At 63.0% G+C, this 20,665-nt stretch carries 16 protein-coding genes; 5 read left to right on the forward strand and 11 right to left on the reverse strand.

Annotated features, from left to right (window positions below; translation table 11 throughout):
* Positions 1–424: 424 nt before the first annotated feature.
* The 4 genes from J3P94_RS15175 to gabP all read right to left on the reverse strand — a co-directional run bounded on the left by J3P94_RS15175 (position 425) and on the right by gabP (position 6,595).
* Positions 425–1,774: a TolC family outer membrane protein gene (locus tag J3P94_RS15175; RefSeq protein WP_434568613.1), complete on the reverse strand. Its 1,350-nt coding sequence runs from the start codon at positions 1,772–1,774 to the stop codon at positions 425–427.
* Positions 1,775–1,776: 2 nt separating this feature from the next.
* On the reverse strand, positions 1,777–3,147 hold the full coding sequence (locus tag J3P94_RS15180) for an HlyD family type I secretion periplasmic adaptor subunit (protein ID WP_434568614.1): 1,371 nt from the start codon (positions 3,145–3,147) through the stop codon (positions 1,777–1,779).
* Positions 3,140–4,861 carry a type I secretion system permease/ATPase gene (locus J3P94_RS15185; RefSeq protein WP_434568615.1) on the reverse strand — a complete coding sequence of 574 codons (1,722 nt, stop codon included), beginning with the start codon at positions 4,859–4,861 and terminating at the stop codon, positions 3,140–3,142. The genes J3P94_RS15180 and J3P94_RS15185 overlap by 8 nt, the downstream gene beginning before the upstream one ends.
* 333 nt (positions 4,862–5,194) lie before the next feature.
* Complete coding sequence (gene gabP / locus J3P94_RS15190; RefSeq protein ID WP_434568616.1) at positions 5,195–6,595, reverse strand: GABA permease; 1,401 nt, start codon at positions 6,593–6,595, stop codon at positions 5,195–5,197.
* A gap of 401 nt (positions 6,596–6,996) precedes the next feature.
* Between gabP and J3P94_RS15195 the strand changes: the two genes are divergently transcribed.
* The gene (locus J3P94_RS15195; RefSeq protein WP_434568617.1) at positions 6,997–8,100 is read left to right on the forward strand and encodes a sigma-54 interaction domain-containing protein; all 1,104 of its coding nucleotides are present in this window, start codon (positions 6,997–6,999) and stop codon (positions 8,098–8,100) included.
* 124 nt (positions 8,101–8,224) lie between these two features.
* Here the strand turns inward: J3P94_RS15195 and sfnG are convergent, their stop codons facing one another.
* Positions 8,225–9,322 (reverse strand): dimethylsulfone monooxygenase SfnG, encoded by a 1,098-nt coding sequence (gene sfnG, locus J3P94_RS15200; RefSeq protein WP_434568618.1) that lies wholly within the window; start codon positions 9,320–9,322, stop codon positions 8,225–8,227.
* Positions 9,323–9,703: 381 nt separating this feature from the next.
* Between sfnG and J3P94_RS15205 the strand changes: the two genes are divergently transcribed.
* Positions 9,704–10,948 (forward strand): acyl-CoA dehydrogenase family protein, encoded by a 1,245-nt coding sequence (locus J3P94_RS15205; protein ID WP_434568619.1) that lies wholly within the window; start codon positions 9,704–9,706, stop codon positions 10,946–10,948.
* Here the strand turns inward: J3P94_RS15205 and J3P94_RS15210 are convergent.
* Complete coding sequence (locus tag J3P94_RS15210) at positions 10,890–11,915, reverse strand: alpha/beta hydrolase (protein WP_434568620.1); 1,026 nt, start codon at positions 11,913–11,915, stop codon at positions 10,890–10,892. The two genes, J3P94_RS15205 and J3P94_RS15210, sit on opposite strands and share 59 nt — an antisense overlap.
* A complete protein-coding gene (gene tspO / locus J3P94_RS15215) occupies positions 11,915–12,355 on the reverse strand; it encodes a tryptophan-rich sensory protein TspO (protein WP_434568621.1) in 441 nt (146 codons plus the stop codon). Before tspO ends, J3P94_RS15210 begins: the two co-directional genes overlap by 1 nt.
* Positions 12,356–12,602: 247 nt before the next feature.
* Between tspO and J3P94_RS15220 the strand changes: the two genes are divergently transcribed.
* The 3 genes from J3P94_RS15220 to J3P94_RS15230 all read left to right on the forward strand — a co-directional run bounded on the left by J3P94_RS15220 (position 12,603) and on the right by J3P94_RS15230 (position 15,007).
* A complete protein-coding gene (locus J3P94_RS15220; protein WP_434568622.1) occupies positions 12,603–13,742 on the forward strand; it encodes an epoxide hydrolase family protein in 1,140 nt (379 codons plus the stop codon).
* Positions 13,743–14,211: 469 nt separating this feature from the next.
* Complete coding sequence (locus J3P94_RS15225) at positions 14,212–14,493, forward strand: fructose-bisphosphate aldolase (protein ID WP_434568623.1); 282 nt, start codon at positions 14,212–14,214, stop codon at positions 14,491–14,493.
* Between the two features lie 193 nt (positions 14,494–14,686).
* Complete coding sequence (locus tag J3P94_RS15230; RefSeq protein WP_434568624.1) at positions 14,687–15,007, forward strand: isochorismate lyase; 321 nt, start codon at positions 14,687–14,689, stop codon at positions 15,005–15,007.
* A 268-nt stretch (positions 15,008–15,275) separates the two neighbouring features.
* On the opposite strand, the gene J3P94_RS15235 is transcribed toward J3P94_RS15230, so the two are convergent.
* Genes J3P94_RS15235 through J3P94_RS15250 form a run of 4 tightly spaced genes read right to left on the reverse strand, consistent with a single transcriptional unit; the run spans position 15,276 to position 20,405 of the window.
* On the reverse strand, positions 15,276–15,500 hold the full coding sequence (locus tag J3P94_RS15235; RefSeq protein ID WP_434568625.1) for a formate dehydrogenase subunit delta: 225 nt from the start codon (positions 15,498–15,500) through the stop codon (positions 15,276–15,278).
* The gene (gene fdhF, locus J3P94_RS15240; RefSeq protein WP_434568626.1) at positions 15,497–18,373 is read right to left on the reverse strand and encodes a formate dehydrogenase subunit alpha; all 2,877 of its coding nucleotides are present in this window, start codon (positions 18,371–18,373) and stop codon (positions 15,497–15,499) included. Before fdhF ends, J3P94_RS15235 begins: the two co-directional genes overlap by 4 nt.
* Entirely contained in the window at positions 18,370–19,929 is a 1,560-nt protein-coding gene (locus J3P94_RS15245) for a formate dehydrogenase beta subunit (protein ID WP_434568627.1), read from the reverse strand. The genes fdhF and J3P94_RS15245 overlap by 4 nt, the downstream gene beginning before the upstream one ends.
* The gene (locus tag J3P94_RS15250) at positions 19,923–20,405 is read right to left on the reverse strand and encodes a formate dehydrogenase subunit gamma (protein ID WP_434568628.1); all 483 of its coding nucleotides are present in this window, start codon (positions 20,403–20,405) and stop codon (positions 19,923–19,925) included. Before J3P94_RS15250 ends, J3P94_RS15245 begins: the two co-directional genes overlap by 7 nt.
* Positions 20,406–20,665: the final 260 nt, after the last annotated feature.

A 20,665-nucleotide genomic window follows, 5' to 3' on the forward strand; every position in this document is an offset into this window, starting at 1 on the left:
CAGCCCCAAAAAGGTTGATGGGGTCCAGCCTGACACAGCGCGGTGATTGGCTTTGGGGGCGCTTCGCACCCCAGCGGGAGCAAGCTCCCTCGCCACAACAGGATTGATGAAGCAAATCCTTGTGGGCAGGAAGCATTGGGCCCCAGGGCAGTGCCCCTTGTGGGAGCGAGCCTGCTCGCGAAAGCGGTGTGCCAGGCTGAACGGCGTTGAATGAACTGCCGTCATCGCGAGCAGGCTCGCTCCCACACGGTGCTTGCCAATACATCTGTGGCGAGGGAGCTTGCTCCCGCTGGGGTGCGCAGCAGCCCCAAAAAGGTTGATGGGGTCCAGCCTGACACAGCGCGGTGATTGGCTTTGGGGGCGCTTCGCACCCCAGCGGGAGCAAGCTCCCTCGCCACAGAAGCGATGCGGCTCGGCCGGTTCCTTAGAACAGGCTTTGCACCTGTTCCAGCACCGCGCGGTTCATCTGGCCGGTGTGGGTGTGCAGGCTTACATAACTTTCGAGCATGTCCAGCTTGGTATCGAGCAGGTCGCGGCGTGCCTGGAACAGGCGTTGCTGAGCATCAAGGATGTCGACCGTCGAGCGTACGCCGCCCTGGAAACCCTTCTCGGTCGACGTCAGCGCCCGCTGGTTGGATTCCACCGCCCGTAGCATCGCCTTGCTCTTGGCGAAGCCCGCCACCACGCCCAGGTAGTCGGTTTCGATAGCCTCGGCCAGTTCCTGACGCTGCACATCGTAATCGGACTGGGCCCCGGCCAGCTGGGCCTCGGCCTTGGCCACCGATGCACGCACCGCGCCGCCGCGATACAACGGGATATCCAGCTGCACCCCGACGTAGTAAGTGTCCTGGCGCGGGTCGAGCTCCTGGTACTGGCGGGTTTCCCGACGGGTCAACTGAGTGGTGAGCGACAACGTCGGATAATGCCCGGCGCGCTGGCTGTCGGCCTGGGCCTCGGCGACTTTTACCGCCGCCAACCGCGCCGCCAGCTCCGGACTGGCCTCACGGGCAATGGTTGTCCAATACGGCAGATCCTGCTCCGGCGGGATCGGGCTGCCGGCGGGGAGTTCTTCGCGCATCGCCTGGATGTCGTCGATCGGCACGCTGGCCCGCCCCGACAGTGCTCGCAGCGCAGCCACGCGGCGGGCCTGGGCTTCGGTTTCCTGAGCCTCGACCAGATCGAGCCGGGCCTGGGCCTCGTCGATATCGGTGATCGCCCCCTGGCCGCCCTCATAGAGCTTTTTACTCTGGAGGACCAAGCCACTGATAGCGGTTTTCTGCTGGGCGATCAGCTTGAGTTCGTTCTCGGCCCGGGCCACGTCGAAATAGCCCTTGGCGACCCGATCAAACAGGGTCTGGCCGGCCACGTCGAATTGCTGGCTACCCAGCGCCCCCCGCGCCTTGCCTTCCTGATAAGCCGCCCAACGCCCCTTGTCATACAGCGCCTGCTGCGCCGCCAGGGTCACACTGTTCGCCTGGTAATCGTTGCTGTTGACGTAACTGCTGTCGTCGCCGCCATCGGTACGCCCGCCATAGCCATAACGCGACGACAGCGACACTTGCGGATAAAGACCGCCACGGCCGATCGCCTCCTCCTGCCGCGACGCATCGTAGGCGTGGGTCGCTGCCTGCAAGGTCGGGTCGTTGAGGCGCGAGGCATCGTAGGCGGCGATCAGGCTCAGCCCGCCCTCCGCCGCCCAGACGGGGCCGATCACCGCCCAACTGGTGCACAGGCTCAACAGCACACGGACGCCATAACGGCAACGGTCGGTCATGCTCATTCCTCTTTGAAGGCCGCCAGCAAGCGTTCGCGCAAAGGTTTCATCAGGTAGTTCATCAAGGTCCGCTCGCCGGTCACCACGGTGACATCGGCAAGCATGCCGGGGCGCACCAGCAGCCCGGCGCCCTGCAGCGAAACGACCGTGTCGGCGGGAATCTCGACCTTGGCGGAGAAGTACGGCTGGTGGGTCTGCTGGTCGATCAACTGGTCCGCCGACACGGTGGTGATCGTGCCGGTCACCGTCGGCGTGTCCACCCGTTGCAACGCAGTAAAATGCACGTGCACCGGCAGCCCCGGGCTGAGCTTGTTGGCCATCAGCGGATCAAAACGCGCGGTGATCGCCATCGGCGCATCCAGCGGCACCACCTGCATCAGCGTCTGCCCAGCCTGGGCGACCCCGCCGACCGTATGGATCGACACGTCCATGACCTGCCCCGCCACCGGCGCGCGGATCGCCCCGTTATCCACTTCAAACTGCAAGGCGCGGATCTGATCGGCATAACCGGCGGCCTCGGCCGAAACCTCGCTGAGTTGGGTTTCGGCATCGCGCCGGAATTCCTGCTGCGCCTGCAAGGCCTTGAGCCGGCTTTCGTTGATTGCCTGGCGCGTGCGGCCGACATCGCCAATGCCGGAAGCGATCTGCCCGGCCAGTTGCGCCGCGTTGCGCTCGGCCTCGAAGAGTTTGTTGCGCGGCACGTAGCCTTCCCGGGCCAATTCGCGCAAACCTTCAAGCTCTTGCTGCTGAAATCGCATCTGCGCGTCGTAGTTGCGCTTGACCCCTTCATAGCCCTGCAACTGTTGCTGCAAGGCGCCGACTTCATGTTCGATGATCTGCAGGCGGCTGCCCAGTTCGGCACGGCGTGTCAGGAACAGTTGCTTCTGCAGCGCCATGGCCGCCTTGACGCGCGGCTCCTCGGCCCGCTCCAGCAATTGCGCCGGCCACTGGATTTCCTCGGCGCCGAGGCGCTCGGCCATCAAGCGCGCCTCGATGCTGCGGTCATTGAGCAGCTTGCCCAGGGTCACGTCCAACTGCGCTTGCGCCTGCACCGTGTTGAGCTGCACCAGCAATTGGCCCTGGCTGACGCGGTCGCCGTCGCTGACCAGCAGCTTTTCCACGACCCCGCCCACCAGCGATTGCACAGCCTTGCGCTCGCCCGCCACCACCACGGTGCCGCTGCCGACCACACCCTGGTCGAGCGGCGCCAGGCACGCCCAAAGCAGGAAACCGCCCAAGGTCAGGGCCAGAAAGACCACGCCGTAGCGCGCCGCGCCGCCGGCATCGGTACTGGCGCTGGGTAGCGTGTTGCTGCTGAGCACGCTCAAGCCGTGGTCGCCGTGGGCCGGAGTCGCCGGTTTCAAATCACGCATCTTTACCCGCCTCCCGCACGGCCGTCGGCCTCGGGCCTGGCATCAGCGCCTTGAGCACCCGGTCGCGCGGGCCAAACGCCTGCTGGGTACCGTCCTTCAGCACCAGGATGTGATCAACCACCGCTAACACGTTGGGCCGGTGAGTGATCAACACCACCGTGCTGCCGGCGGCCTTGAGCACGCCAATGGCCTGCACCAGCGCCAGCTCGCCGACTTCGTCGAGGTTCGAGTTGGGCTCGTCGAGGACGATCAGCGAAGGGCTGCCATAAAGCGCACGGGCCAGGCCCAGGCGTTGCTTCTGTCCGCCGGACAGGCCAAGCCCGCCGGGACCCAGCGGCGTGTCGTAGCCCTTGGGGAATCGCAGGATCATTTCGTGAATGCCCGCGTGACGACTGGCGGCGATGATCTTGTCGGCGTCCTGCTCGCCGAAACGGGCGATATTGTCGGCGACACTGCCATCGAACAGTTCGATGTCCTGGGGCAGATAACCGAGGTACGGGCCCAAGGCGTCATGGGACCACTGGCTGATCTCGGCATCGTCCAGCCGCACCGAGCCACCCATGGCCGGCCACACGCCAACCAATGCCCGAGCCAGGGTCGATTTGCCGCTGGCGCTGGGCCCGACCACCGCCAGTACCTCGCCCTTGTCCAGGCTGAAATTGATGCCGCGCAGGAGCGGCTGCGTCGCACCGGGTGGCCCCACGTAGAGTTGCTCCAGGCGCACCGCGCCCGTTGGCGGTGGCAATGGCATACGCAGGCGATCGCGAGGATGTTGCGCGAGCAGCTGGCTCAGACGCTGGTAACTCTGGCGACCGGCGTTGAATTGTTTCCACGAACCAATGGCAATTTCCACCGGCGCCAGGGCGCGCCCCAGCAACAACGACATGGCAATCATCATGCCCGCCGACAATTGCCCTTCGAGTACCAGCAGCGCCCCCAGCCCCAAGGCCAGGGACTGGCCGGAAATCCGAACGAAACGGGTCGCCGAGGTGATACGCGCACCGCGATCACTGGCATGCGCCTGCGCCGCGATGATCCGTTGCTGCAGCAGGCTCCAGCGCTGGCGCAGCGGCCCGAGCATGCCCAGGGCCTGGATGACCTCGGCATTCTGCAGGGTGCTGTTGACGTAGATCGACGATTGCACGCCCAGCCGATTGGCCTCCCCCAGGCGCGTGCGGGTCGCCAGCTCGCCCCACAGTGCCAGGCCGACCAGCAACGCTGCGAGGATCAGGGTCAGCACGCCGAACCAGGGGTGGATGATGAACGCCACCAGCAGGAAAATCGGCAACCACGGTGCATCGAGCAAGGCGATCAGGCCCTGGCCGGTAATCAGTTGGCGCAAGGTGGCCAGGTCACTCAGCACCTGCGCCGGGTTGGCGTTGTGCTCGCGCAGGCTGCGGGCGAACGCTGCATCGAAAATCCGCTCGCCCAAGGCATCGTCCAGCCCGGCGCTCATGCGGATCATCACTTCGCCACGCACCCACTCGATCAACGCACTGAACATGAACAGCCCGAGAGCGATCAAGGTGAGCATGAACAGCGTCGTTTCGTTGCGACTGGTGAGGACCCGATCGTAGACCTGCATCATGTACAGCGATGGCACCAGCACCAGCAGATTGATCACGCCGCTGAAGAGGGCCAGGGACCAGAATACCCGGCGATAACTCAACAAAGCGGCGTCGATGTCATGCCGAGGATCAAGAAAAAAACCCATAGAGAATCAACCCGCAAAAGGAATAAACGGTCCCGGCGCAATCCATTGCGAGCTATTTGCCTTGAGGCGTCAGAAAAAAAGCGCCATGTAGCTGACATTGTCGCCATCGGTGGCGAACGTCGGCGCTACGGGCGCCAAGTACTGACAACGTAAGCAAGGGTTAGTTGCTGGAGGGAGCGAGGGATTTTGGAGGCGGAGTTGAAGACAGAGGGGAACTTGGAATCGGTTCTCTTGTGGGAGCGAGCTTGCTCGCGATTGCTGTAGGTCAGACAAATCAATGTTGGCTGACACACCGTAATCGCGAGCAAGCTCGCTCCCACAGGTTTATAAAGGCTAGCCGAGGGAAACCGCCTCTTCAGGCTGCGGCGATTGCCGCGAAGTCACCAGGCCGACAAAGGAAATGACCAAGGCCAGGCCTAGGGTGGTGCTCACTTCGCTGCGGTGCTCGGGAGTCACCATCATCACCGCCAGGGCCGCGCAGATGAACACGATCACCGCCCAGGTGAGCCAGGGAAACAGCCACATGCGAAAGCCCAGCTCGACGCCCTGGCGAAGCAGCTTGCGACGCATGCGCAACTGGGACACGGCGATCGCCAGGTACACCAGCAAGGCGATGGCGCCGGAGCTGGCGAGCAGGAACTGGAACAACCCGGCCGGCATGAAGTAGCTGAACACGGTGATGCCCAAGCCCAGTACCGTACTGGCTATCACCGCTGCCCGGGGCACGCCAGCGGACGAAGTCACTTCCACCGCCCTCGGCGCATCACCACGCCGGCCGAGGGAATAGAGCATGCGTGAAGCAATGTAGATAGAGGAGTTCATGCAACTGGCTACGGCAATCAATACCACCACGTCCACCATGAATTTGGCGTGGGGAATGTTCATCAACTCCAGTGCCCGCTGGTAGGAGCCCACCGAGGCCAGGAGCGGATCGTTCCAGGGCACCACGGAAATCACCACGAAGATCGACAGCAGATAAAACACGCCGATGCGCCAGATCACCGAGCGCGTGGCCTTGGCGATGTTCTGTGCCGGGTTGCTGGATTCGGCGGCGGCAATCGTTACCGCCTCCGTGCCAATGAAACTGAACATGATGGTGATGAAGGCCCCGACCACGGCGGACAAGCCATTGGGCGCGAACCCGCCATGCTCCTCCATCAAGCGACTCAAGCCGCTGGCTTCGCGCTCGGGAATCCAGCCCATCAGCACGGCGAATCCCAGGGAGATGAAACCGATGATCGCGATCACCTTGGCCATGGCGAACCAGAACTCGAACTCGCCGTATTTGGACACGCTGAACAGATTGGTCACGGCCAGGGCAATGATCGACACCGAGGCAAACAGCCAGGCATCAACGGAGGGAAACCACTGGTTGAGTACATGGCCGGCGGCGAGCGCCTCGATGGGAATCACCAGCACCCAGAACCACCAGTACAACCAACCGATGGTGAAGCCTGCCCAGCGCCCGATCGCCTGGTCGGCGTAGGTGGAGAACGAGCCGGTGTCTGGCCGGGCTACCGCCATTTCGCCAAGCATGCGCATGACGAGCACCACCAGCAGACCGGAAAAAAGATAGGCCAACATGACGGCCGGACCGGCAGCGGCGATCGCATGGCCTGAGCCGACAAACAGGCCGGCGCCGATGATCCCGGCGATTGAAAGCATGGTGACGTGACGAGGCTTGAAGCCCTGCGCCAAGTGGCCGTTCGAATCCTTGAAGCTCGGGCTGGTCATGGTTTTTTATTCTCTTGTCGACATTGAGGCGTGTCGAGGGACCGTCGGTGCTGCTGGTTTCGCTCCTCCTCAAAGCGGCACACCCTGGATGTCTGATCCGTCCCTCGCGAATTGGGCTCTGCAGTAAAGTTGAGCCACGTTACCCGCCTACACTCCCGAGTTAGTTACCTGTGAGCGCCGCCTTTTTGCCTGATCTCGCCAAACCCGGTCCTGCGTAGAAGCTCTGCGGCCGACGACGAAGGCGGCTCATCGCCTTAAGCATATAACTCTATGTTATTTGTTTTATTTTTTTTAGATCATTTAGATTAAGCCTTAAGCCCAATGGCTTCGCACGGTGATACCACCAAGGAGCGTTGGTCCTCACCCAATCATCACCGCACTCTCATAAACGGGCCACCGTCATGCAGCTTCTTACGCTTCCTCCCTCCCCCGGCCTGGCTACCTCGATCCGCGCCACGGCCCAAGTGTTCGCCGATCCCAGCTCCCAGGCACTGCTGACGCACTTGCAGCAAGTCGCGCCCAGTGACGCCAGCGTGTTGATCATTGGCCAGACCGGTACTGGCAAGGAGCTGGTCGCCCGCCACGTCCACAACCTCAGTGCTCGACGCGACAAACCGTTCGTGGCGGTGAACTGCGGGGCGTTTTCCGAGACGCTGGTGGAGGCCGAGTTGTTCGGCCATGAAAAAGGCGCGTTCACCGGCGCCTTGACCGCCAAGGCCGGGTGGTTCGAAGAAGCCGACGGCGGCACGCTGTTCCTCGATGAAATCGGTGACCTGCCCTTGCCGATCCAGGTCAAGCTTCTGCGCGTTCTACAAGAGCGCGAAGTGGTCCGCCTCGGCTCGCGCAAGCCCATCAGAATCAATGTGCGGGTGCTGGCGGCCACCAACGTGCAACTGGAAAAAGCCATCAACGCCGGGCATTTTCGCGAAGACCTGTATTACCGACTGAATGTGGTCAGCCTGGTGCTCAAGCCCTTGCGCGAGCGTCCCGGCGACATCCTGCCGCTGATTCGCCATTTCGTCGCCGAGTACAGCCGCAGGCTCGGTCATGGCGAGGTGACGCTCGATGCCCAGGCCCAGCGCAAACTGCTCGACTACTCGTGGCCGGGCAATATTCGCGAACTGGAAAACGTCATCCATCACACCTTGCTGATCTGCCGCAACAAGGTGATCGGCGTGCAGGATCTGCACCTTTCGAACTTTCGCATCGAGCGCCAGGACGCGTCCCAGGACAACACGCCGCAAACCACCGAGGCACTGCTGGAAAAGGCCTTCGAGCAACTGCTTGAGCAAGCGCACGGCGATGTCTATGAAAAAGTCGAAGCGGCCCTGCTGCGCACCGCCTACCGCTACGCCAGTTGTAACCAGGTCCACACCGCAAGCCTGCTGGGCCTGAGCCGCAACGTCACCCGCAGCCTGCTGATCCGGATCGGCGAGCTGGTGGTCAACAAACGGCGCCCGGCGCTGAGTACGCGCGATGGTCGGGTGGTCAATCTGTCGACTTGAGATATGTGGGAGATATGTGGGAGCGAGCCTGCTCGCGAAAGCGGTGCGTCAATTGGCGAAAATGGTGAAAATGGTGAATGTACCAAAGTCTTCGCGAGCAGGCTCGCTCCCACAGGGTTCTTTACTAGGCTACCGCTGCGGTTTTCACCGTCAATTTCCCCTGCTCCAGCTCGCGCACCAGCGGCAGGACCCGCTTGCCGAAATACTCGACTTCCTCCTGGAAATGCAGGAATGCGGCCAGTACCAGGTCCACTCCCACGGCTTTCAAGGCGACGATGCGCTCGGCAATCTGCTGGGGTGTGCCGATCAGGTTGGTCTTGAAACCGTCGTTGTATTGCACCAGGTCTTCGAAGCTGGACTTGGCCCAGTTACCCTCGCCCTCGGGACTGGCCTTGCCGGCCTGTTTTGCCGCGTCGCCAAAAGCGTTGACGGCTTCCGGGTCGGCCTGGTCGATGATCTGGGCCAGCACCGCGCGGGCCTCTTCTTCGGTATCGCGGGCAATGATGAAGGCGTTCACGCCGACCTTGACCGTGTGGTTGTTGGCCGCCGCTTTGGTCCGCAGGTCATCGACCTGGGCCTTGACCCCTTCCACTGTGTTGCCGTTGGTGAAGTACCAGTCGGACACCCGCGCAGCCATGTCCCGCGCCGCCCGTGAGCTGCCGCCCTGGAAAATTTCCGGATGCTGCTGCAGCGGCTTGGGCTTGAGCGTGTAGTCGCGAAAGCGATAGAAATCACCGGCGAAGGTGTAGTTGTCGGTGGTCCAAATGCCCTTGAGCGTGGTGATGAATTCCTCGGAACGGCGATAGCGTTCATCGTGCTCCAGCCAGGGCTCGCCGATGGCGGTGAATTCGCCCTTGAACCAGCCGGACACCACGTTGATCGCCACGCGGCCGCCGGTGAGCTGGTCGATAGTTGCGATCTGCTTGCCCAGCACCGAAGGCGTCCACGGCCCTGGCAAGACCGCCGCGATGACTTTCAGGCGCGTGGTGGCCGCCAGCAACGCGTGACTGAACGCCACCGATTCGTGCTGGTATTCGGCGCCATAACCGGCGGTAAAACGGATCTGGGTCAGGGCATAGTCGAAGCCGGCATCCTCGGCGATTTGCGCCAGCTTGCGGTTGTAATCGATCCCCCAGTCGGTGCGCTGCGGGATCTTGCTGACCACCAGCCCGCCGCTGACGTTGGGCACCCAGTAGGCAAACTTGATCGTGTCCTGGCTCATTGCGTGTACTCCCGGCTCGTTGAGATATAGGCGTCGTCGCCTTTGTACAACGGCTAGAGCAGCAACCGTGCCACTTGGTTTTTCCCTTTATTTTCAGTCACTTAATTCGCCTGCTCAGTTTTGCCACTGTCGTGCGGCGAGCAAGCTGCTGGATCGCTGTTGCACAGCCAACACCCGGCGTACTGCCGCGCAAAAGGTGGACTGTTGCCTGCCGAACAGCCGCCGGACAGATTGCCCGCGGGACGACAGCATTTATGCCGGTAAACCCGGCGAACCCCTTGTTTTCATTGGCTTCGAGCAGCGGCATGGAGCGTGCAATGGCTGTCGGCAACGGCAGGCCTTGGCCTTGCCCGCCCTCTTTCCCTCAGAAGGAACACCGCCATGACCGCACAGCAACAATACCTGCCGCATGTCCTTTCCACCGGCACCCACTACGAAGCCCTGGCCGAGCGCTTCCGGCCGATTTTCGCGCGTATCCACGCCGGGGCGCTGGAACGCGAACAGACCCGCAGCCTGCCTTTCGAACAAGTGAAATGGCTAAAGGAAGCGGGCTTCGGCGCCGTAAGGGTGCCGGTCGAATATGGCGGCGCAGGCGCCTCGCTGCCGCAATTGTTGCAACTGCTGATCGAACTGGCCGAAGCCGACTCCAACCTGCCCCAGGCGCTGCGCGGACACTTCGCCTTTGTCGAGGATCGCCTCAACGCCCATGCCACCCGCCCACAGGATGTCTGGTTCAAGCGCTTCGTCGACGGTGACCTGGTGGGCAACGCCTGGACCGAAATCGGCGCGGTGAAACTTGGCCAGGTCATCACCCGGGTTTCCCGCCAGGGTGACCAATGGGTGGTCAACGGCACCAAGTACTACAGCACCGGCAGCATCTTTGCCGACTGGATCGACCTGTATGCCCAACGCGACGACACCGGCGCCGACGTGATCGCCGCCGTCAGCGTTCATCAACCGGGCGTCAGGCAAAGCGATGACTGGGATGGTTTCGGTCAACGGACCACGGGCAGCGGCACGTCAGTCTTCGAGAACGCCGTGGTAGAAGACGAAAACCTCATCGACTTCTCCACCCGCTTCAAATATCAGACCGCGTTTTACCAGTTGGTATTGCTCGCCGTGCAGACCGGCGCCGGGCGCGCCGCCGTTCGCGACATCAGCGAACAGGTGCGCCAGCGCACGCGGGTGTTCAGCACCGGCAACGCCAGTGAAGTGAGCCAGGATGTGCAAGTCCAGCAAGTCATCGGCAGGGCCTCGGCCCAGGTCTACGCCGCCGAAGCCACCACCCTGCGCGCCGCCGATGCCTCGCAGCGGGCCTATCAAAGTCGCTTCGACCTGGACGCCGAGAAGGAACACACCGCTAACCTCCTCGCCGAACTGGAATCGGCCCAGGCCCAGGTGGCGGTCGCCGACCTGACACTGCGCGCCACCAGCGACCTGTTCAACGCACTGGGCGCTTCCGCCACCAGCACCAGCAAAGCCCTCGACCGCCACTGGCGTAACGCTCGGACGGCGGCTTCGCACAACCCGCTGATCTACAAGGAACGCATCATTGGCGACTGGGAGATCAACGGGACGGAGCCGCCGTATGTCTGGCAGATTGGTGGGGGGTCGAAGCAGCGTTGAGCCGGGCCGTGATCCAGTCCCGACTGTGCTTGAGCACGTGCTCGGCGATCGCCGTCGGGAAATGAATGAACCCGTGGGGGCAGGATGGTAGAAGATGCGCTTCAACCGTAGCGGCCTTGCCCCACAACTCAGCCAGGCCAAGCGTGTCGTCCCTGAGCGGGTCCAACTCGCCAGTGAACAGCAGCGCCGCTGGCATCCCCGTGAAGTCACCATAGAGCGGCGACAGCGGCGCCTGGCGTCGCTCCTCATCGCTCAGGCCCGGCGTCAGCAGGCGCAAGGCATCGACCATACCGGGCCCGTCCAACACCAGCGTCTCAGCGCCGGCGGCGTGGACGCTGGGGGTCCCGGCCAGATCGTAGACGCCGTAGTACAGCACCGCACCGCGTATGCGCCCAAGCAAATCCGGCCATTGCTTGAGCGCCAGCAGCGTTGCCACGGCCAAGTGGCCTCCAGCCGATTCACCCACAACGATCACCGGCAGATCGGCGAATTCCTCCTTCTCGCCCAACAGCCAACGTGCTGCTGAGAGGCAATCCTCCATCAGGCCTTCCACCGGTGTGCTGACCGCGAGCCGATAATCCACCGAGACCACCGCGACCCCGCATTCTTGCACCATGGCGATGTTGAACGGGTCATTCATCTGGGCATTGCCGATGACCCACCCGCCACCGTGGAAATCCAGCACGACGCCTCTGGCTTTTCCTTTCGGCCGGATTATCCGCACTGGGACCGCGACGTCGCCCTTGCCTATCCGGCGTTTTTCAGCCACCAGCCCATGCTTGTTCAACTTGCCGTCGCCGTTGATCTGACTGGCACGCAACAGCGCTTGAATGAGGCGCGGGGTGACACGATTGCGGATGCGAAAGCGTGGCAGCCACACCAGTTTCCTGTTGAAACTGCGCACCTGCGCCAGCTCATTTTCGTCCGCTGGCCATAGCTTTGCGGTATTCAACGGGCGACTGCTCATCAGCGGTTATTGCGCAGGATCGAGAAATTCAAGGCAGCGGCCACGCAAAGCCACGCCAGGTAAGGAAACAGAATCAACCCGGTGATCACGTCCAGGCGCAACGCCAACACCACCATCACGGCCACGACCAGCCAGAGCAGCGTGATCACCACCATACCGGCCAGGACCTGATGGGCGCCGAAAAACACCGGAGTCCACAGAGTATTGAGCGCAATCTGCGCCGCCCATAAAGCCAATACGAATTGGCTCCCCGGGATCAGGCTCAAGCGATATCCGGCCCAGGCAAGCAGCAGGTAGATGACAGTCCAGGCCACGGGAAACAACCAGTTGGGGGGTGTGAAGCGGGGTTTGACGAGGGATTCGTACCACGGGCCCGGTTTGAAAATGACACCGGTGCTTGCCGCAGCGCAGCAGGCGAGGAGGAAAATAAAGAAGGTCATTGGGCGTCCTTGGCTGGGGGCCGTTATCGAGGGGCGAGCATGATCGGCAGCGATTGGTTGCGATGCATCGCCATGTCCTTCTCAAAGACTCGCTGGCCTTGGTAAAAATTCAACGCGTTCGGGGCAGTTGTATCAGGAAGGAAGGTTGAGCGCTGGGCCAGGCGCGATCAATTGCCGTGAATCCGGCAAATCGCCTACGCTAGGCCCATGACTGGGCGGGCAGCTGCCACCCACTTGGGAGCAAGAAATGTTCGCCAGACCTTTTTCCATCGACATTCCTGAAAGCGCACTTGATGACCTGCGCCATCGCCTGCAAAACACTCGGCTGCCGGTGCCACTGGCCGGTCAGGGCTGGAGCGAAGGCATGGACATGGACGTGCTTGGAGAACTCCTCCGCCAGTGGTCAACAACCTTCGACTGGCGTGCCCAGGAAGCCGCGCTCAATCGTCTGCCGCAATTTGTCGCCACGCTCGGCGAGCAGCAGGTTCATTTCGTCCATCAGCGCGGCGTCGGGCCCAATCCGATGCCGCTTGTGCTCACCCACGGCTGGCCCGGGTCGTTCATCGAGATGCAGCGCATCATCGAACTGCTGACGGATCCGGCCAGCCATGGCGGTGATCCGTTAGATGCCTTTGATGTGGTGGTGCCATCCTTGCCGGGCTATACCTTTTCCGCGCCGTTCAAACAGGCGGGTTGCGGGCCTTTCGAGGCGGCGGGTTTGTGGAGCGAGCTGATGACGGGGCTCGGCTATGAGCGGTTCGGAGCCCAGGGCGGCGATGTGGGCGCGGCCGTATCCACCTGGTTGGGCGTGCGTTTCCCCGAGCGACTGACCGGCATCCACCTCAACTACATCCCCGGCGCCTACCGCCCGCCCCTGGGCGAAACCGATCCGCCGTTGAGCGAAGAAGAAACGGCGTTCCTGCAACGCGCCGCGGCCTTCAGCGAAGCCGAAGGCGCCTATGCGCACATCCAGCGAACCAAGCCGCAAAGCCTGGCCGTGGGCTTGAACGACTCACCTGCGGGATTGCTCGCCTGGATGGGCGAAAAGATTCTGTCGTGGTGCGATCCGAGCGCCCCCATCGACCGCGAATGGCTGCTCACCAATGTGACGCTCTACTGGCTGACGAACTGCATCGGCTCGTCGTTTCGCCCTTATGTGGAAGGCAGTCGGCGGCCTTTGCAACTCAATAGCGGTGAACGGGTGAAACCACCACTGGGGGTCGCGCTGTTTCCCAGGGAACTGCCGCTGCCGCCACGCAGTTGGGTGGAGCGTGGCTATAACGTCAAGCGCTGGACGCCGATGCCGCGCGGTGGTCACTTTGCTGCGTTGGAGCAGCCGGAGTTGCTGGCGGAGGATATTCGGGCGTTCTTTCGGGATTTGCGATGAGTTTTCCACCGATAGTGTTCCGAAAAACATGTAGGAATTCACAACCCGTGGCGAGGGCGCTTGCTCCCGCTGGGCTGCGAAGCGGCCCCAAATCAGCTGCGCCATTTCGTCAGGCACGCCGCATCGCCTGGTTTTGCGGCGGCTGCGCCACCGAGCGGGAGCAAGCTCCCTCGCCACGGGTTCGGTGTGCGTCCTACAGGTCGGTTGTGAGGGCTGGGATCGACTTCTATAGTTGGGTCGTCACTGGTTTTGGCTGGTGGCTGGGTTTCGCAGCCCGACTGCAAAGGAAATGCACCGTCGAATGAAATTCAGGCAAACTTGCCCGCGTTCATTTTATGGCGGTTGCGCGCGGGAGATCTTCGGGTCTGCCGGGTTTTCCTTCCTCGGTCTGCGAACCCGCGCGCAACTGCCACCCGTTTGTTTCGCAGCGAAAAGGTGGCATTTCTTTTTTCTTGAAGGAAGTAACCTTATGACCGCTAATCAAGCATCTGCCCGCTACACCCCCCTCACCCCGATCGCCACCACCTACCCGGTCCTGCTGATCGACACTCACGCGCCACTGCCCGAACTCCACGCCTGTGTCAGCGAGCGGCTGCACGCCACGCTCGATTACCTGACGCTGGTGGCTTGCTCCAGCCTGCGGGACTCCTCCACCAGTGATATCAACACTCTGACCAACGTTGCCCGGATCCTCGTGCAGGACGTGGCCGACGTGTTCGGCGTCATTGAACGACGCGGTCTCGAAGGCTGACTTAGAACCCGTGGCGAGGGAGCTTGCTCCCGCTGGGCTGCGAAGCAGCCCTAAGTCAGCGACCCCATATTGCCAGGCACACTGCGGTGTCTGATCCATGGGGTGCCTCGCACCCCAGCGGGGATAAATCCCCTCGCCACAAAGAGCCTCCAACCGGGAGTTACATCAGAGTTCAACAAACGGAGTTAACTACATGGAAGTCGACAACCAGCTGTCCCCCGCGCAATGCACCGGCATGGAAGACATCCGCCGCGAAATCGATGCCCTGGACCAGACTGTCATCAAACTCTTGGGCAAGCGCTTTCAATACGTATTGGCGGCATCGAAGTTCAAAACTTCGGCGACCTCGGTCCGCGCCCCGGAGCGTTTCCAGGCGATGCTGGCAATTAGACGACAATGGGCCGAGGCCGAGGACCTCAGCCCGGATGCCATCGAAAAGATGTACAGCGACCTCGTCAATCACTTCATTGCTGAAGAGATGAAACACTGGACGGCTCAACAATCCAAAGCCTGAGCCATGTACCTGTGGGAGCGAGCTTGCTCGCGATGACGGTGGCAAGTCAGACACTTTCGTCACTGAACGACCGCTATCGCGAGCAAGCTCGCTCCCACATTGGATTTTCGGCGGATATAGATCTCACGGCACACATAGAACCCTGTGGGAGCGAGCCTGCTCGCGAAGGCGCCGGCACATTCAGCATCTTAATTGGCTGACAGTCCGCCTTCGCGAGCAGGCTCGCTCCCACAGTTGGATCGGAGTACGACAGCAAGAACCAGGTCGGCTACCAGGTAACCCCCTCCGGCTCCTTCAACGCCAGCAACACCAACGGATGCAAAACCGCATCCGGATGCTTCTCCTCCCAACCCTGCAAATCCCTGCGCATGCCCGGCGTCCAGAAGTTCTTGATGTGCTGGCGGATGCCGCTCACCGCCAGCGACTGATCAGGCTCCGTGGCGAAGTAGCGGGCAATCTCGTTGGCCATCTTGATCAGGTTCTGCGAGCTCATCGGCGCACCTCGGCTTTCTCGGCGTGACGACGTTCCTTCAGCAGGCGCCGCTGTTCATCGCTGAAGGCCTGATAACGCTTCTGCCATTCCGAAGGCTGGCTGACCCGCACGATTTCCACCGCCGTGACTTTGTATTCCGGGCAGTTGGTGGCCCAGTCCGAGTTGTCGGTGGTGATCACGTTGGCCCCGGACTCGGGAAAGTGGAAGGTGGTGTAGACCACCCCCGGCGCCACCCGCTCGGTGACCCTGGCGCGCAGCACCGTCTGCCCGGCGCGACTGCTGATACCGACCCAATCGTCCTCGGCGATGCCGCGATTCTCAGCGTCGGTCGGGTGGATTTCCAGGCGATCCTCCTCGTGCCACGCCACGTTGTCGGTGCGCCGGGTCTGTGCGCCGACGTTGTACTGGCTGAGGATCCGTCCGGTGGTCAGCAGCAGCGGATAACGGCCATTGACCCTCTCCTCGGTGGGCACATAGCCGGTGAGCATGAAGCGCCCTTTGCCGCGCACAAATTGGTCGATGTGCATGGTCGGCGTGCCGTCCGGCGCGGCATCGTTGCACGGCCATTGCAAGCTGCCGTGACGCTCCAGTTCGGCGTAGCTGACACGACTGAAGGTCGGCGTCAGGCGGGCGATTTCATCCATGATTTCCGAAGGGTGGTTGTAGTGCATCTGGTAGCCCAGGGCGCCAGCCAGGGCAATGGTGGCTTCCCAGTCGGCCTTTCCGGCCAACGGGTCCATGACCTTGCGAACGCGGGAGATACGGCGTTCGGCGTTGGTGAAGGTGCCGTCCTTCTCGAGGAACGAGCTGCCCGGCAGGAACACGTGGGCGAACTTGGCCGTTTCGTTGAGGAAGATGTCCTGCACGATCACGCATTCCAAAGCGGTCAGCGCCGCAGTCACATGCTGGGTGTTGGGATCGCTCTGGGCGATGTCCTCGCCCTGGCAGTAAAGCGCCTTGAAGGTGCCGTCCAGCGCTGCCTCGAACATGTTCGGGATGCGCAGGCCCGGGTCGGGTTGCAACGTCACGTTCCAGGCCTGCTCGAACTGGGCCCGCACCGCTTCATTGGAGATGTGCCGATAGCCCGGCAGCTCATGGGGGAACGAGCCCATGTCGCAGGAGCCCTGGACGTTGTTCTGCCCACGCAGCGGGTTTACCCCGACGCCCTCGCGGCCGATATTGCCGGTGGCCATGGCGAGGTTGGCGATGCCCATCACCGAGGTGCTGCCCTGGCTGTGTTCGGTGACACCGAGGCCGTAGTAGATGGCCGCGTTGCCGCCGGTGGCGTAGAGCCGCGCGGCGGCGCGGATCTGCTCGGCGGGCACGCCGCACACCGGGCCGAGGATCTCGGGCGCATTTTCCGGCAGGCTGACGAAATCGCGCCAACGGGCAAAATCTGTCGCCTCGCAACGCTCTTTGACGAAAGGCTCGTCAACCAGCCCCTCGGTGACAATCACGTGGGCCAACGCGTTGAGCATCGCCACGTTGGTGCCCGGACGCAGCTGCAGATGCAGCTCGGCACGGGCGTGAGGCGAATCCACCAGGTCGATGCGCCGCGGGTCGATGACAATCAACCGCGCGCCTTGGCGCAGGCGGCGCTTGAGCTGGGAGCCGAACACCGGGTGCGCATCGGTGGGGTTGGCGCCCATCACCATGATCACGTCGGCTTTCATCACCGAGTCGAAATTCTGCGTACCGGCCGACTCGCCGAGCGTTTGCTTGAGGCCATAACCGGTCGGCGAATGGCAGACCCGCGCGCAGGTGTCGACATTGTTGTTGCCGAACGCCGTGCGCACCAGTTTCTGCACCAGGTAGGTTTCTTCGTTGGTGCAGCGGCTGGAGGTGATACCGCCGATGGAATCGCGCCCGTACTTGAGCTGGATGCGCCGCAGTTCGCTGGCGGCGTAGGTGACCGCCTCCTCCCAGCTGACTTCCTGCCACGGGTCGCTGATGTGCTTGCGGATCATCGGTTTGGTGATGCGGTCCGGATGCGTCGCGTAGCCCCAGGCGAAGCGGCCCTTGACGCACGAGTGGCCGTGGTTGGCCTGGCCGTTCTTGTCCGGGACCATGCGCACCAGTTGTTCGCCTTTCATCTCGGCGCGGAACGAGCAGCCCACGCCGCAATAGGCGCAGGTGGTGACGACGCTGCGCTCCGGCTGGCCGATTTCGACGACGCTCTTGTCGATCAGCGTCGCTGTCGGGCAGGCCTGGACGCAGGCGCCGCAGGACACGCATTCGGAGTCGAGGAAGTTGTCACCGCCGGCCGCTTCGACACGGGAATCAAAGCCGCGTCCGCTGATGGTCAGGGCGAAGGTGCCCTGGATTTCCTCGCAGGCACGCACACAGCGGCTGCAAACGATGCACTTGCTCGGGTCGTAGTCGAAATAAGGGTTGGACACGTCCTTGGCTTCGGCCAGGTGATTGGCGCCTTCGTAGCCGTAGCGCACCTCCCGCAAGCCCACCTGCCCGGCCACGGTCTGCAACTCGCAGTTGCCGTTGGCCGGGCATGTCAGGCAGTCCAGCGGGTGATCGGAGATGTACAGTTCCATCACGTTGCGACGCAGCGTGGCGAGCTTTGAGGTCTGGGTGCGGACCACCATGCCGTCGGTCACCGGCGTGGTGCACGAGGCCGGGTAACCGCGCATCCCGTCGATCTCCACCAGGCACATGCGGCAGGAGCCGAAGGCTTCCAAGCTGTCGGTGGCGCACAGTTTCGGGATGGTAGTACCGAGCAAGGCCGCCGCGCGCATCACCGACGTGCCGGAGGGAACGCTGATTTCACGGCCATCGATGGTCAGACTGACCTGCACGTCGCTTACTCGGGCCGGGGTGCCCAGGTCGATGTCGCTGGCGGGATCGAAGATGTTGATCATTGGTCGGCCTCCGTGGTCGCCAGACCGAAGTCGGCGGGGAAGTACTTGAGGGCACTGGCGACGGGGTAGGACGTCATCCCACCGAGGGCACAGAGCGAGCCGTATTGCAGGGTGTCGCAAAGGTCTTGCAGCAACGCCGCCTGTTCCTGGCGGGCGTTGGCATCGGTGCTGGCGATCAAGCGATCCACCACCTCGACGCCACGGGTCGAACCGATGCGACACGGCGTGCATTTGCCACAGGATTCCTCGGCGCAGAATTGCAAGGCGAACCGGGCCATCCGGGCCATGTCCAGGCTGTCGTCGGCAACCACCACGCCACCGTGCCCGAGCATCGCGCCCATGGCGGCGAACGCTTCGTAGTCCAGCGGCGTGTCGAACTGCGCGGGTGGGACCCACGCGCCCAGCGGGCCGCCGACTTGCGCGGCCTTCAACGGCCGACCGCTGGCGGTGCCGCCGCCATACTCCTCCACCAACTCGCGCAGGCTCAGGCCAAATGCGCGCTCCACCAGCCCGCCGCGACGAACGTTGCCGGCCAGCTGGAACGGCATGGTGCCCAGTGAACGGCCCATGCCGAAGTCCCGGTAGAACTGCGCGCCCTTCTCCAGAATTACCGGCACCGAGGCCAGGGTCACCACGTTATGAACCAGCGTCGGCAAGCCGAACAGGCCCCGCAACGCCGGCAGCGGCGGCTTGGCACGCACCATCCCGCGCTTGCCTTCGAGAGATTCCAGCAGCGCTGTTTCTTCGCCACAGATGTAAGCGCCGGCGCCCACTCGCACTTCCAGCTCGAAGGCGCGGCCACTGCCGCCGACATCGGCGCCCAGGTAACCGGCTTCGCGGGCGATGTGCAGCGCTTCGTTCAGCGTGCTGACGGCGTCGGGGTATTCCGAGCGCACATAGATGTAGCCCATGGTGGCGCCAACGCAGATCCCGGCGATGACCATGCCTTCGATCAGCAGGAACGGATCGCCCTCCATCAACATACGGTCGGCGAACGTGCCGGAGTCGCCTTCGTCGGCATTGCAGACCACGTATTTTTGCGGGCCCTGCGCGTCGCGCACGGTGCGCCACTTGATGCCCGCCGGGAACGCCGCGCCGCCCCGGCCGCGCAGGCCGGAATCGAGTACTTGGGCAACCACCTCGGCGCCGTCCATCCGGATCGCCCGGGCCAGGCCGAGAAACCCGCCCTGAGCCCGGTAGTCATCGAGAGACAAGGGCCGGGTGATGCCTGCACGCGCAAACAACAGGCGCTGCTGGCTTTTCAGATACGCAATGTTCTCCACCAGCCCCAAGGCTGAAGGATGCCCGCCCGGGTCGTGGCCAAGTGCATCGAGCAGGCCTGGCACGTCTTGCGCGGTGACCGGGCCAAACCCCAACCGCCCTTCGGGCGTTTCAAGCTCTACCAGGGGTTCCAGCCAATACAGCCCGCGAGAGCTGGTGCGCAGCACCTCAAGCGGTAATTGACGACGCTCGGCCTCGCGCACCAGCGCATCCGCCACCTTGTCCGCACCGACGGCGCGGGCCACTGAATCACGGGGAATGCAGAGGGTCAGCATGGGCCATCCTCCAGGCAACCGTTCACCAACTGGCGCAGGCGTTCTGGGGTCAGCCGTGCGTGCAGCTCCCCATCCAGCTCCAGGGCCGGCGAGCACACGCAGGCGCCCAGGCAATAGACCGGTCGCAGGCTGATCGCCCCGTCGGCACTGGTGCCGTGATCGTCCAGCGCCAGTTGTTCGCGCAACTGCGCAGCCAGGCCTTCGGCCCCCATGCTCTGGCATGACTCCGCCCGGCACAGGCGCAGGGTATGGCGCGCCGGAGGCGTGGTGCGAAAGTCATGGTAGAAGCTGATTACCCCGCGCACTTCAGCCTGGCTGAGATTGAGGGCATGGGCGATTTCAGGGACCGCGGCGTCGGGAATGTACCCGCAACCTTCCTGGATGGCATGAAGGATGGGCAACAAGGCACCGGGGGTGTCCTTCTTGCGCGCCAGCACGCCGTGAATCAGAGGCAGGTGAAGCGTCTCATCAGGCATAAACGTACCTCGGCATCTCGAACGACACCGCCGCGTGGCGGTAGTCGTCCGGAGTCTTGGCTAGGGCGTGCGGCCCACGTCACGGTAGCGTGGCAAATCCGATCGCCATTCCTGCTCTCCGGCCAGGTGTCTTTGGCGCACCTGGTCCGGGGCATCTTCACAGCTTGCCACTCCCGGGGGGCGGCGATTGCACGTGGACGACGAAACGTGTCCTGAAAGCGACTATTGGTTAGCTTGCTTTTCGAAAAAACCGTTCCTGA

Origin of the sequence: Pseudomonas sp. Z3-8 (genome assembly GCF_051131975.1) — a bacterium.
Taxonomy (GTDB): Bacteria; Pseudomonadota; Gammaproteobacteria; order Pseudomonadales; family Pseudomonadaceae; genus Aquipseudomonas.

Excerpts from the sequence above, each read along its gene's own strand:
- fdhF (WP_434568626.1), bottom strand. The coding sequence starts at position 18,373 with ATGATCAACATCTTCGATCCCGCCAGCGACATCGACCTGGGCACCCCG.
- J3P94_RS15185 (WP_434568615.1), bottom strand. The coding sequence starts at position 4,861 with ATGGGTTTTTTTCTTGATCCTCGGCATGACATCGACGCCGCTTTGTTG.
- J3P94_RS15195 (WP_434568617.1), top strand. The coding sequence starts at position 6,997 with ATGCAGCTTCTTACGCTTCCTCCCTCCCCCGGCCTGGCTACCTCGATC.
- gabP (WP_434568616.1), bottom strand. The coding sequence starts at position 6,595 with ATGACCAGCCCGAGCTTCAAGGATTCGAACGGCCACTTGGCGCAGGGC.
- sfnG (WP_434568618.1), bottom strand. The coding sequence starts at position 9,322 with ATGAGCCAGGACACGATCAAGTTTGCCTACTGGGTGCCCAACGTCAGC.
- J3P94_RS15230 (WP_434568624.1), top strand. The coding sequence starts at position 14,687 with ATGGAAGTCGACAACCAGCTGTCCCCCGCGCAATGCACCGGCATGGAA.
- J3P94_RS15220 (WP_434568622.1), top strand. The coding sequence starts at position 12,603 with ATGTTCGCCAGACCTTTTTCCATCGACATTCCTGAAAGCGCACTTGAT.
- J3P94_RS15180 (WP_434568614.1), bottom strand. The coding sequence starts at position 3,147 with ATGCGTGATTTGAAACCGGCGACTCCGGCCCACGGCGACCACGGCTTG.
- J3P94_RS15245 (WP_434568627.1), bottom strand. The coding sequence starts at position 19,929 with ATGCTGACCCTCTGCATTCCCCGTGATTCAGTGGCCCGCGCCGTCGGT.
- tspO (WP_434568621.1), bottom strand. The coding sequence starts at position 12,355 with ATGACCTTCTTTATTTTCCTCCTCGCCTGCTGCGCTGCGGCAAGCACC.
- J3P94_RS15235 (WP_434568625.1), bottom strand. The coding sequence starts at position 15,500 with ATGAGCTCGCAGAACCTGATCAAGATGGCCAACGAGATTGCCCGCTAC.
- J3P94_RS15210 (WP_434568620.1), bottom strand. The coding sequence starts at position 11,915 with ATGAGCAGTCGCCCGTTGAATACCGCAAAGCTATGGCCAGCGGACGAA.
- J3P94_RS15205 (WP_434568619.1), top strand. The coding sequence starts at position 9,704 with ATGACCGCACAGCAACAATACCTGCCGCATGTCCTTTCCACCGGCACC.
- J3P94_RS15225 (WP_434568623.1), top strand. The coding sequence starts at position 14,212 with ATGACCGCTAATCAAGCATCTGCCCGCTACACCCCCCTCACCCCGATC.
- J3P94_RS15250 (WP_434568628.1), bottom strand. The coding sequence starts at position 20,405 with ATGCCTGATGAGACGCTTCACCTGCCTCTGATTCACGGCGTGCTGGCG.
- J3P94_RS15175 (WP_434568613.1), bottom strand. The coding sequence starts at position 1,774 with ATGACCGACCGTTGCCGTTATGGCGTCCGTGTGCTGTTGAGCCTGTGC.